At 71.2% G+C, this 11,241-nt stretch carries 11 protein-coding genes; 7 read left to right on the forward strand and 4 right to left on the reverse strand.

Annotation, left to right across the window (positions count from 1 at the left end; translation table 11 throughout):
* From AC1MIR_RS21790 to AC1MIR_RS21800, 3 genes are all read left to right on the forward strand, one after another.
* A partial coding sequence (locus tag AC1MIR_RS21790; RefSeq protein ID WP_480030289.1) for an ATP-binding protein occupies positions 1–1,191 on the forward strand: 1,191 nt, incomplete at its 5' end.
* Positions 1,192–1,262: 71 nt separating this feature from the next.
* Positions 1,263–2,198 (forward strand): 3,5-dioxohexanoate:acetyl-CoA acetone transferase, encoded by a 936-nt coding sequence (gene kce, locus AC1MIR_RS21795; RefSeq protein WP_480030290.1) that lies wholly within the window; start codon positions 1,263–1,265, stop codon positions 2,196–2,198.
* A 13-nt stretch (positions 2,199–2,211) separates the two neighbouring features.
* Positions 2,212–3,822 carry an FAD-dependent oxidoreductase gene (locus AC1MIR_RS21800; RefSeq protein WP_480030291.1) on the forward strand — a complete coding sequence of 537 codons (1,611 nt, stop codon included), beginning with the start codon at positions 2,212–2,214 and terminating at the stop codon, positions 3,820–3,822.
* Position 3,823: 1 nt separating this feature from the next.
* Here the strand turns inward: AC1MIR_RS21800 and AC1MIR_RS21805 are convergent, their stop codons facing one another.
* Genes AC1MIR_RS21805 through AC1MIR_RS21820 form a run of 4 tightly spaced genes read right to left on the reverse strand, consistent with a single transcriptional unit; the run spans position 3,824 to position 7,618 of the window.
* The gene (locus AC1MIR_RS21805; protein WP_480030292.1) at positions 3,824–4,807 is read right to left on the reverse strand and encodes an ABC transporter ATP-binding protein; all 984 of its coding nucleotides are present in this window, start codon (positions 4,805–4,807) and stop codon (positions 3,824–3,826) included.
* A complete protein-coding gene (locus AC1MIR_RS21810; protein ID WP_480030293.1) occupies positions 4,804–5,775 on the reverse strand; it encodes an ABC transporter ATP-binding protein in 972 nt (323 codons plus the stop codon). Before AC1MIR_RS21810 ends, AC1MIR_RS21805 begins: the two co-directional genes overlap by 4 nt.
* On the reverse strand, positions 5,772–6,644 hold the full coding sequence (locus tag AC1MIR_RS21815) for an ABC transporter permease (RefSeq protein ID WP_480030294.1): 873 nt from the start codon (positions 6,642–6,644) through the stop codon (positions 5,772–5,774). Before AC1MIR_RS21815 ends, AC1MIR_RS21810 begins: the two co-directional genes overlap by 4 nt.
* A complete protein-coding gene (locus AC1MIR_RS21820) occupies positions 6,641–7,618 on the reverse strand; it encodes an ABC transporter permease (RefSeq protein WP_480030295.1) in 978 nt (325 codons plus the stop codon). Before AC1MIR_RS21820 ends, AC1MIR_RS21815 begins: the two co-directional genes overlap by 4 nt.
* Positions 7,619–7,701: 83 nt before the next feature.
* On the opposite strand from AC1MIR_RS21820, the gene AC1MIR_RS21825 reads away from it, so the two are divergent.
* From AC1MIR_RS21825 to AC1MIR_RS21840, 4 genes are all read left to right on the forward strand, one after another.
* Complete coding sequence (locus AC1MIR_RS21825; RefSeq protein WP_480030296.1) at positions 7,702–9,282, forward strand: ABC transporter substrate-binding protein; 1,581 nt, start codon at positions 7,702–7,704, stop codon at positions 9,280–9,282.
* A 34-nt stretch (positions 9,283–9,316) separates the two neighbouring features.
* The gene (locus AC1MIR_RS21830) at positions 9,317–10,024 is read left to right on the forward strand and encodes a creatininase family protein (protein WP_480030297.1); all 708 of its coding nucleotides are present in this window, start codon (positions 9,317–9,319) and stop codon (positions 10,022–10,024) included.
* Positions 10,009–11,028: a ketopantoate reductase family protein gene (locus AC1MIR_RS21835; protein ID WP_480030298.1), complete on the forward strand. Its 1,020-nt coding sequence runs from the start codon at positions 10,009–10,011 to the stop codon at positions 11,026–11,028. Before AC1MIR_RS21830 ends, AC1MIR_RS21835 begins: the two co-directional genes overlap by 16 nt.
* A partial coding sequence (locus AC1MIR_RS21840) for a hypothetical protein (protein ID WP_480030299.1) occupies positions 11,025–11,241 on the forward strand: 217 nt, incomplete at its 3' end. The genes AC1MIR_RS21835 and AC1MIR_RS21840, both read left to right, overlap by 4 nt.

The following is an 11,241-nucleotide window of genomic DNA, read 5'->3' on the forward strand; positions in this document are numbered from 1 at the left end:
CCCAACGGCGCGCGCGCCGTGCGCGCCGGCCGGGTGGTGGCGCGGGTCGGGGCCGGCACCGCCGAGCTGGAACCGGCGGGGGCCGCGGCGGGCGGGGCCGGCCGCGCGCGGCTCGCCTTCCTCGCCATGGTCAGCCACGAGTTGCGCACGCCGCTGAACGCCATCATCGGCGGGCTCGAGCTGCTCGGCGGCGGCCGGCTGGACGCCGACCAGCGCCGCCAGCTCGACATGGTCGGCGGCTCGGCCGAGGCGCTGCTGCGGCTGATCGACGACATCCTCGACCTCGCCGCGCTGGAGAGCGGCAAGGTCTCGGTCGAGGCGCGCCCCTTCGACTGCGCCGCCCTGCTGGAGGAGACGGTCGAGAGCTTCCGCCTGCAGGCCGCGCGGAAGTCGCTCGCGCTCACCCTCGACACCGCGCTGCTGCAGCCGGCCTGGATGGCGGCCGACCCGGCGCGCATCCGCCAGGTGGCGGTGAACCTGATCGGCAACGCGCTCAAGTTCACCGAACGCGGCGGCGTGCGCATCGCCGCGCGCCGCGCGCCGGGACCGTGTCTCGAGATCGCCGTGACGGATACCGGGCCGGGCCTGTCGGACCAGGATCGCAAGCGGCTGTTCGAGCCCTTCGTGCGGGCGGGGCGCGCCGGGCGCGACCGGCTGGACGGCACCGGGCTCGGCTTGGCGATCTGCCGCCGCATCGCCGCCTCGCTCGGCGGCGCGATCAGCGTGGAGAGCGCGCTCGGCGCGGGCTCCGTCTTCACCTTCACGGTGCCGGTCGGCGAGGCCGCCGCGCCGGAGCCGGCCGCGGCGACAGAAGCCGCGCCGCCGCGCACCGGCAGGCTGCTGGTGGTGGACGACCTGCCGACCAACCGCATCGTCGCCGCCGCCCACCTCACCCGCGCCGGCCACGTCGTGGATGTCGCCGCAGGTGGCGCCGAAGCGGTGCAGGCGCAGCACGCAGCGCCCTACGACATCATCTTCATGGACCTGCTGATGCCCGACATGGACGGGCTGGAAGCGACGCACGCCCTGCGGGCGGGGCACGGGCCGCAGCCCGTGGTGATCGGGCTGACGGCCGCCGGCGTGGCCGAGGTGCGCGAGCAATGCCTGGCCGCCGGCATGCAGGACGTGCTGGCCAAGCCGGTCACCGGACCGCTGCTGCGGGAGATGGCGGCGCGCTGGCTGGCGGGATAGCCGCGCCCGGGCTTGCCGCTGCGCCGCCGGCCCGCCACCCTGCGGGCCTTGATACGGGGAAGGAAGCCCGCATGGCCGGCAAGCTGGACCGCAAGGTCGTCATCACCTGCGCCGTCACCGGCGCGATCCACACGCCCTCGATGTCGCCGCACCTGCCGGTGACCGCGCAGGAGATCGCCGATGCCGCGATCGGCGCGGCCGAGGCCGGCGCAGCCATCATCCATCTGCACGCCCGCGACCCGAAGGACGGCCGCCCCGACCAGACGCCGGAAGCCTTCGCGCCCTTCCTGCGCGTGATCAAGCAGCGCTCCGACTGCGTGGTGAACCTGACCACCGGCGGCGCGCCGACCATGACCATCCAGCAGCGCGTCGCGCCGGCCGCCACCTTCAAGCCGGAAGTCGCGAGCCTCAACATGGGCTCGATGAATTTCGGCCTGTTCGGCATGCTCAACCGCTTCAAGACGTTCAAGCACCAGTGGGAGGCGGACTACCTCGCCAACAAGGACATCGTCTTCCGCAACAGCTTCGCCGATATCGAGTACATCCTGACCACCTGCGCCGAGAACGATACGCGCTTCGAATTCGAGTGCTACGACACGGCGCATCTCTACAACCTGAAGTATTTCCTCGATCAGGGCCTGGTGAAGCCGCCCCTGTTCATCCAGACCGTGTTCGGCATCCAGGGCGGCATCGGCAGCCACCCCGAGGACGTTCTGCACATGAAGCGCACCGCGGATCGCCTGTTCGGCGACGCCTATCGCTGGTCCGTGCTCGGCGCCGGCGCGTCGCAGCTGCGCGTCGCGGCGACGGCGGCGGCGATGGGCGGCAATGTCCGCGTCGGGCTCGAGGACAGCCTCTGGGCCGGGCCGGGCAAGCTGGCGGAAAGCAACGCGGAACAGGTGCGGCTGGCGCGGCAGATCATCGAGGGGCTCGGCATGTCCGTCGCGACCCCGGACGAGGCGCGCGAGATCCTGAGCCTGAAGGGCGGCGACAAGGTCGCGTTCTGAATCGCGCCGCGTCATGCGGCACGAGACGGACGCGCTGATCCTCGGCTCCGGCGCGGCGGGACTGACCGCCGCGCTCGCCGCCGCCGCGGCGGGGCTGCGCGTGACGGTGCTGGAGAAGTCCGACCGACTCGGCGGCACCAGCGCCATGTCCGGCGCCGGCACCTGGATCCCAGCCAACCACCACGCCGAGGCCGCCGGCATCGCCGACAGCACGGAGGAAGCGCTCGCCTATATCCGCGCGGCCGCGCCGGAAGGCTGGGCGGCGCGCGAGGACGCGCTGTGGCAACGGCTTATGGAAGCCGGGCCGCAGATGCTGCGCTTCATCGAACAAAAAACGCCGCTGCGTTTCGCGCTGACGCCGGAGGGCGATCCGCTGCGCGACCTGCCGGGCGCCAAGCCGCGCGGCCGCATGCTCTCGCCCCTGCCGCTCAGCCGCTGGCGCGCGGGGCGCTTCGCGCTGCGCATCCGCAAATCCACCATCCCGGAGCTCTTCACCTATCACGAGGCGGTGGAGACCGATCTCTACCACCACCCCTTCCGCACCGCGGCGCAGCTCTGGCCGCGGCTGCTGTGGCGCCTGCTGACCAACACGCGCGGCAAGGGAACGGCGCTGGTCACCGGCCTGCTGCGCGGCTGCCTCGATGCCGGCGTGCGCATCGAGACGGAGGCGCATGCGCTGGAACTCACGCAGGAGGAATCGGGCGAGGTCACCGGCGCGGTGGTGGAGCAGCGCGGCGCGCTGCATCGCGTGACGGCGCAGCGCGGCGTGGTGATCGCGACCGGCGGCTTCGAATGGGATCCCGATCTTCTGGCCGAACACTTCCCCGGCCCCGTGGACTACCTCGGCAGTCCGCACTCCAACACCGGCGACGGGCACCGCATGGCGGAAGCGGCCGGCGCGATGCTCGACCGGATGGACCAGGCGACGCTGACACCCTCCATCCCCACGCGCCTCTGGGGCCGCGTGTTGGCGCGGCCCGTGCCCTTCCACACCGAGCCGAACGCCATCGTGGTGAACCGCCGCGGCGTCCGCTTCGTGAACGAGCTGCGCTTCAACATCGGCGAATCGATGGACGCGCGCGACGCATCCGGCGCGCCGCTGCACCTGCCCGGCTGGGTGATCAGCGATGCGCGGCTGCTGGATCGCCTGCCGCCCGCGCGCTGGGCCGCGCGCGCCGATCCCGGCTGGTTGCGCCAGGCCGGCAGCATCGCGGACCTCGCCGCGCTGATCGGCCTCGATCCCGCAGCGTTGGAGCAGACCGTCGCGCGCTACAACGCCGCCTGCGACGCGGGGCGCGATGCGGATTTCGGCAGGCCCTCCGCCGCCGACGCCGCCGCCTCCGGCGACAAGCGCCGCCGCGGCGGGCTGGAGGCGATCACGCAACCGCCCTTCCTCGCCATGCCCTTCAACCGCTCCATCCTCGGCACCAAGGGCGGGCCGCGCACCAACGAGAATGCCGAGGTCCTGCGCCCGGATGGCAGCGTGATCCCCGGCCTCTTCGCCGCCGGGGCCTCCAGCGCGAACCCGATCGGCACGCGCGGCGTCGGCACCGGCACGACGATCGGGCCCTACATGACCTGGGGCTATGTGGCCGGGCAGTCGCTCGCGCGGCGGAACCGCTGAGCTAGGCGTGGTGGCACGCGACGAGCGTGCCGTCCTCCCGCGCCGTCAGCGGCGGGCGTTCGCGCCGGCACAGCTCCGTCGCCTTCGGGCAGCGCGGGTGGAAGGCGCAGCCAGGCGGCGGCGAAAGCGGCGAGGGCAGCTCGCCGCTGATCGGTTCGAAGCGCACCGCCGCGTTCCCGCCCAGCATCAGCTTCGGCACCGAATCCAGCAGCCCCTGCGTGTAGGGATGCCGCGGCGCCGCATAGACCTTCGCCGCATCGCCCATCTCCACGATGCGGCCGAGATACATCACCGCCACGCGGTCGCTGACATGCCGCACCACCGACAGGTCGTGCGAGATGAACAGGCAGGTGAGGCCGAGCTGCTGCCGCAGATCGAGGAACAGGTTCAGGATCTGCGCCTGGATCGAGACATCCAGCGAAGCCACCGGCTCGTCGCAGACCAGCACCTCCGGCTGCATCGCCAGCGCCCGCGCGATCGCCACGCGCTGCCGCTGCCCGCCGGAGAACTGGTGCGGGAAGCGCGTGGCGAAGGCCGGGTCGAGGCCCACGCGCGACAGCCACTCCGCCACCATGGCCGGCGCGCGGGCGCGCGTGACCAGGCCGTGCGAGATCGGCCCTTCCGCGATCGTGTCGCCGATGCGGATGCGCGGGTTCAGCGAGGCATACGGATCCTGGAACACGGTCTGGATGCGCGTGGTGGTCTTGTGCCTGCCGCGCATCGGCGGCGCACCGGAAAGCCGCACCGCGCCCTCGCTCGGCGGCAGGATGCCGGCCAGCATCCGCCCGAGCGTGGACTTGCCGCAGCCGGATTCGCCCACCAGGCCGAGCGTCTCGCCCTGCCGCACCTGCAGCGACACATCCGTCACGGCCTGCACCGCGCGGCGATCCACCGTCGCGCCCAGCAGGCCCGCGATGCGGTCGCCCAGCGTGATGCGGGGCGAGAAGCGGCGCGTGACGTGTTCCGCGGTGAGGATCGCGCTCATGCCGCCGCCATCTCCAGCGGATGGTGGCACAACGCCATCCGCTCCGGCTGGGTCACCACCGGCGGGTCGCTGCGGCAGATCTCGGTGGCGCGCGGGCAGCGCGGCGCGAAGGGGCAGCCCGGCGGCAGCGACAACAGGGAGGGCGTGCTGCCCGGGATCTGGTTCAGCTTCTCGCCGGGCCGCGCCATCGCCGGCAGGCTGTCCAGCAGGCCGCGCGTATAGGGATGCAGCGGCGCGCGCAGCACGGAAGCGACCGGCCCACTCTCCACGATACGCCCCGCATACATCACCAGCACGCGGTCGGCGAGCGAGGAGACGGTGGCCAGGTCGTGGCTGATCCAGATCAGCGCCGTGCCCGACTGCCGCGCAAGCTGCTTCATCTCGGCCAGGATCTGCGCCTGGATCGAGACATCCAGCGCCGTGGTCGGCTCATCGGCGATGATCAGCTCCGGCCCGTGCAGCAGCGCGGTCGCGATCGCCACGCGCTGGCGCATGCCGCCGGAGAATTCGTGCGGATAGGCATCGAGCCGCGTCGCCGCGTCCGGGATGCCGACTCGGGTTAGCGTGCGCGCGGCAAGGTCGCGCGCCGCGCGGTCGCTGCCGCCGCCATGCGCCTGCACCGCCAGCGCCATCTGCGCGCCGATGGTCAGCACCGGATTGAGCGTCGCCGCGGGGTCCTGGAAGACCATGGCGATGCGCTTGCCGCGCAGCGCGCGCATGCGGTCCGGCGGCAGGCCCACCAGCTCCTGCCCGTCGAAGCGGATGGAGCCGGAGACGATGCGGCCGGGCGGGTCCACCAGCCCGATCAGCGAGAACCCGGTGACCGACTTCCCTGATCCGGATTCGCCGACCAGACCCAGAATCTCGCCCCGTTCCAGCGTGAACGAAACACCCTCCACCGCCTTCACGACGCCGGCGCGCGTCATGAAATGCGTGCGCAGCCCGGCGACCTCGAGCAACGCGCTCATCGTCTCAGCCTTGGATTGAATTGGTCCCGAAGCTGGTCGCCCACCACATTGATCGCGACGATCAGCACGATCAGCGCAATGCCGGGATAGACGGAAATCCAGGTCCGTCCGCTCATCATGTACTGGAAGCCATTGGCGATCAGCATGCCGAGGGATGGCTCGGTGGGCGGCAGCCCGAGACCCAGGAACGACAGCGTGGCCTCCAGCGCGATCGCATTCGCCACCTGCACCGTGCCCACCACGATCAGCGGCGGCAGGCAGTTCGGCAGGATGTGGCGGAACACCACGCGCCGGCCCGGCAGCGGCGTGGCGCGCGCCGCCTCCACATAGTCCTTCTGCCGCTCCGCCGTCGCGGCGCCATAGGCCGTGCGGGCGAAATACGCGTATTGCGCCGTGACCAGCGCGATGATCAGCGGCACCCGCCCCTGCCCCAGCACCGCCACCAGCACCAGCGCCAGCAGGATCGCCGGGAAGGACAGCTGCAGGTCCACCACCCGCATGATCGCCGCCTCGACCTTGCCGCCGGCATGCGCCGCCAGCACGCCGAGCAGCGTGCCGATGGTCAGCGCCACCGCGCCCGCCGCGATCCCCATCTGCAGCGAGATGCGCAGCCCGTAGAGGATGGCGGAGAACAGGTCGCGCCCCTGCGCATCGGTGCCGAGCCAGTGGACATAGCCGTTGGACCCGACGAAGCCGGGCGGCCGCCTGGCGTCCATCAGATTGAGGTTCGCCAGGTCGTAGGGATCCTGCGGCGCGATCAGGGGCGCGGCCAGCGCCGCCGCGACGACGATCGCGACCACCGCCAGCGCGACCACCGCGATCCAGTTCTCGCGATACTCCTGCCAGAAGGCCGAGAGCGCCGGGCTCATGCCGCGCGCCCTCCGCGCCGGAGCCGCGGATCGAGCAGCGCGTAGGTCAGGTCCACCACCAGGTTGATCGTCACGAACAGGAAGGCCACGAGCACCAGGTAGCCCACCATCACCGGCCGATCGAGCGAGGTGATGGAATCGATGATCAGCTTGCCCACCCCCGGCCAGGAGAAGATCGTCTCCGTCACCACGGCGAAGGCGAGGGTGGAGCCGAATTCCAGCCCGAACACGGTGACCAGCGGGATGGAGATCAGCCGCAGCACGTGCCGGCGCAGGATGGTGAATTCCGAAAGCCCGGCGGCGCGCGCGAACTTCACCGTGTCGGACAGCATCACCTCCCGCGTGCCGGCGCGCGAAAGGCGGATCATCATCGCCAGCTTGAAGAGGGAGAGGTTCAGCGCGGGCAGGATCAGGAACTGCAGCCCTTCCCAGGTGAGAAAGGACCACTCCACCCCCAGCACCTCCACCGTCGGCCCGCGGTCGCCGGCCGGCAGCCAATCGAGGTTCACGGCGAAGGTCAGGATCAGGATCAGCCCGATCCAGAAGGTCGGCACGGAAAAGCCCAGCACGGAGAAGGCCATGATCCCGCGCGAGAGCGGGCTGTCCGGCCGGTAGCCGGCATAGACGCCGAGCGGGATGCCGATGAAGGCGCCGATCAGCACGGAGGCCAGCGCCAGCTCGAGGGTCGCCGGCAGGCGGCTGAACACCAGCTGCGTCACCGGGATGTTCAGCACGAAGGAATTGCCGAGGTCGCCCCGCAGCAGCCTCCCGAGGAAGGCCAGGTATTGCTGCCACAGCGGCAGGTCCAGCCCGTAGTGGCGGATCGCCGCCTCGCGGATGTCCTGCGTGGCGTCGGGCGAGATCAGCACGTCGATCGGGTTGCCGATGGCGTAGACGCCGACGAAGACCAGCGCCGACATGGCCAGCATGACGAGGGCGGCCTGCAGCAGGCGCTGGATGACGTAGCCGAGCATCGGACCGAGTATCGGGGCATGGACAGCGGGCGCAAGCCATACCTAGCATGCGATCCGCGGGAAGCCCTCGGGAGAACGGAACCATGCGACGCCACTTGCTTGCCTTCGCCGCCGCCTCTGCCTTGATCTCAGGCAGTGCCGCGGCCCAGACCCTGACCATGGGCGTGATCGCGGGGCCGGAAAGCATGGACCCGCACTTCACCGCCACCGGCACCCACTCCGAGGCGCTGAAGCATGTCTTCGACACGCTGACCCATTCCGGCGACCGGCTGCAGATCGAGCCCGGCCTCGCGGAATCCTGGCGCGTGGTGAATCCCACCACCTGGGAGTTCAAGCTGCGCCGCGGGGTCAAGTTCCATGACGGCTCCGACATGACGGCGGAGGACGTCGCCTCCTCCATCCGCCGCATGCAGACGCTCTCCGGTCCGAATCCGACGCGGATCTATGTGCGCCGGGTGCAGGAAGTGCGGATCGTGGACCCGCATACGATCCACATCGTCACCGACGGGCCGGCGCCGACGCTGCCCAACGACTTCATCCGCCTCTTCGTCACCTCCGCCCGTGCCACCGCGGGCCTGACGCCGGAGAACTCCAACGAGGCCTTCAACAGCGGCCGTGCGACCATCGGCACCGGCCCCTATCGCTACGTGTCCTGGACGCCGCGCGAGCAGTTCACCATGGAGCGCAGCGACAACTATTGGGGCCCTCGCCAGAACTGGGCGCGCGTGGTGCGGCGCGAACTGACCAACCCCGCGGCCCGCGTGGCGCAGCTGCGCACCGGCCAGGTGGACATGATCGTGCGCGTCCCGGCCGCCGATGTGCAGACGCTGGAGCGCGACCGCAACATCTCGGTGGTCAAGGCAGAGACCGTCTATGTCTTCAACCTGGCGCTCGACCAGCGCGAGAACACGCCGCAGGTCACGGCACGCGACGGATCGCGCCTGGCCGCGAACCCCTACCGCGACCCGCGCGTGCGCGAGGCCATCGACCTCGCGATCGACCGCCGCGCCCTGGCCGAAGTCGCCATGGAAGGCCTCGGCACGCCGCAGAGCCAGATGGTGACCCCGGGCATCTTCGGGTACAACCCGAACATCGCGCTCCCCACGCCGAACGTCGCGCGCGCACGCCAGCTCCTGGCCGAGGCCGGCTATCCGAACGGCTTCCGCATGGTGCTGAACTTCACGAACAACCGCCTGCCCGGCGATGCCGGCGTCGGCACCGGGATCACGCAGATGCTGGCGCGGATCGGGCTGGAAGTGCAGGCCGCGGGCCAGCCGGCCGCGGTGATCTTCCCCGCCCGCGCGCGCGGCGAGCTTTCGAACATCATGGCAGGCTGGGGCACGCTGACCGGCGAGGCGAACTACTACTACTCGGCCAATGCGCACACCAACGACCGCGAGAAGCGCCTCGGCGCCTTCAACTGGACCGGCTACTCCAACCCCGAGCTGGACGCCCTGATCCAGGCCGCCAATGTCGAGCTTGACGACAAGAAGCGCGAGGAGTTGCTGCAGCGGATCGGCGCGATCTACACCGCCGAGCGCATCGCGATCCCGATCGCGGCCGTCGGCTCCGCCTGGGCGATGCGGCGCGACCGCGTCAGCCTGCGCGTCGGCCGCAGCGACGAGGAGACCTATGCGTGGGATGTCCTGCCGGCTTCGCGATGAGCCTGCGGACCTCCCGTGCCGGCCGCACGACGCGATGAGGATCGCGGACGCGAACTGGCGCGACATCGAGGAGTACCTCCGGCGTGACGACCGCTGCGTGCTGCCCTTCGGCAGCACGGAGCAGCATGCCGGCCTCTCGCTCTGCGTGGATGCGATCCTGGCGGAGCGGGTGGCGGTGGAAGCGGCGGAGCCGCTGGGCGTGCCGGTCTACCCGGCCATGCCCTTCGGCCTCGCGCCGTATTTTGCCGCGTTTCCCGGCAGCATCTCGCTGCGGGTGGAGACGCTGCTCGCCGTGGCGCGCGACCTGATCGAAAGCGTCGCGGCCTCCGGCTTCCGCCGCATCCTCATCGTCAACGGGCATGGCGGCAACGCGCCCGTCGGCGCGCTGGCGCTGCAGATGATGACGGAACGGCCCGAGCTCTCGATCAAGTTCCACAACTGGTACAACGCGCCGCGCAGCTGGGCCGCGGCGATGGCGGCCGATCCCTCGGCCAGCCACGGCAACTGGTTCGAGAATTTTCGCTGGACACGCCTGGCCCACGCGCCGGCACCGGAAGGCAGGAAGCCGCAGGTCAACACCGCCCTGATGAAGGCGTCGCCACCGGCCAAGGTGCGGGAGATGCTGGAGGACGGCTCCTTCGGCGGGCCCTGGCAGATGCCGGATGTGGTGATGCAGGCGATCTGGGACACCGGCGTCGCCGAGACGCGCGAAGCGCTGGAGGGACCATGGCCGACCCACTAGTCATCTGGGGCGCCGGCGCCATCGGCGGCACGCTTGGCGCCTATTGGGCGCGCGCCGGCCACGACGTGCTGCTGGTGGACACGGTGCAGGAGCATGTCGAGGCCTGCCGCACGACGGGCCTCACCATCTTCGGCCCCATCGAGGAATTTCGGGTCGTCATCCCGGCGGTGACTCCCGAGGAACTGACCGGCACCTACTCGCGCATCGTGCTGGCCGTGAAGGCGCAGGCGACCAAGGTCGCGCTGCCGATGCTCGCGCCGCACCTGAAGCCGGACGGCTTCGTGCTCTCCGCGCAGAACGGGCTGAACGAGATCGAGATCGCGGAGGCCGTCGGCGCCGAGCGCACCATGGGCTGCTTCGTCAATTTCAGCGCGGACTGGCACGAGCCCGGCCGCATCCTGTTCGGCGGACGCAGCGCCGTGGTGGTGGGCGAGATCGACGGCTCCGTCCGCGACCGCACGCGCGCGATGCACGACCTGCTCAGGATCTTCGAGCCCGATGCGATCCTGACGGAGGACATCTGGGGCTATCTCTGGGGCAAGATGTCCTATGGCGCGATGCTCTTCGCCACCGCGCTGAACCACGATTCCATGACCGCCAACTTCGCCGACCCGGCGCGCTTTCCCGCCTGGCTGGCGGTGGGGCGGGAGGTGGTGGCGGTCGCGCTCGCCCGCGGCGTCACGCCGCGCGGCTTCGGGCAGTATGACCCGATGGCCTTCGCGCCCGGCCGCGATGTCGCGGAGGCGCACGCAGCGGTGGACTGGCTGCGCGACTTCAACGCGCCGAACGCCAAGACCCATTCCGGCATCTGGCGCGACCTGGCCGTGCGCAAGCGCAAGACGGAAGCGGGCGCGCAGCTCAACATCGTGCCGAAGCTCGCCGCGGAACTCGGCATCCCGACGCCGGGGCTGAACGCGGTCGGCCGCCTGATCGCCGACATCGAGGAAGGGCGGCGCGAGCAATCGGCCGAAACCTTCGGCGAGCTGATGAAGGCGATCTCTTGAGCGACCCCGTCCTCGCGCGGCTGCTGGACGACCGCGCCGGCTTCGTCGCGCGGCTTGCCGAACTCGTCGCCTGCCGCTCCGTCTCCACCGATCCCGCCTATGCCGAGGGCATGGCGGCCGCCCGCGCCGGGTGGTGCCGGCGCCGCGCCGCGGTGGGGGTGCCCGGCGGCGGGGGGGTAGGGGCCGGCGGCCCCCCCCCCCGGCCCCCCCCCC

This window comes from Falsiroseomonas sp. RANM36, from assembly GCF_056682175.1.

What these genes read in the sequence shown, in the direction of transcription:
- AC1MIR_RS21810 (WP_480030293.1), bottom strand. Translation starts at nt 5,775, where the DNA reads ATGAGCGCGTTGCTCGAGGTCGCCGGGCTGCGCACGCATTTCATGACG.
- AC1MIR_RS21825 (WP_480030296.1), top strand. Translation starts at nt 7,702, where the DNA reads ATGCGACGCCACTTGCTTGCCTTCGCCGCCGCCTCTGCCTTGATCTCA.
- AC1MIR_RS21800 (WP_480030291.1), top strand. Translation starts at nt 2,212, where the DNA reads ATGCGGCACGAGACGGACGCGCTGATCCTCGGCTCCGGCGCGGCGGGA.
- kce (WP_480030290.1), top strand. Translation starts at nt 1,263, where the DNA reads ATGGCCGGCAAGCTGGACCGCAAGGTCGTCATCACCTGCGCCGTCACC.
- AC1MIR_RS21820 (WP_480030295.1), bottom strand. Translation starts at nt 7,618, where the DNA reads ATGCTCGGCTACGTCATCCAGCGCCTGCTGCAGGCCGCCCTCGTCATG.
- AC1MIR_RS21805 (WP_480030292.1), bottom strand. Translation starts at nt 4,807, where the DNA reads ATGAGCGCGATCCTCACCGCGGAACACGTCACGCGCCGCTTCTCGCCC.
- AC1MIR_RS21830 (WP_480030297.1), top strand. Translation starts at nt 9,317, where the DNA reads ATGAGGATCGCGGACGCGAACTGGCGCGACATCGAGGAGTACCTCCGG.
- AC1MIR_RS21835 (WP_480030298.1), top strand. Translation starts at nt 10,009, where the DNA reads ATGGCCGACCCACTAGTCATCTGGGGCGCCGGCGCCATCGGCGGCACG.
- AC1MIR_RS21815 (WP_480030294.1), bottom strand. Translation starts at nt 6,644, where the DNA reads ATGAGCCCGGCGCTCTCGGCCTTCTGGCAGGAGTATCGCGAGAACTGG.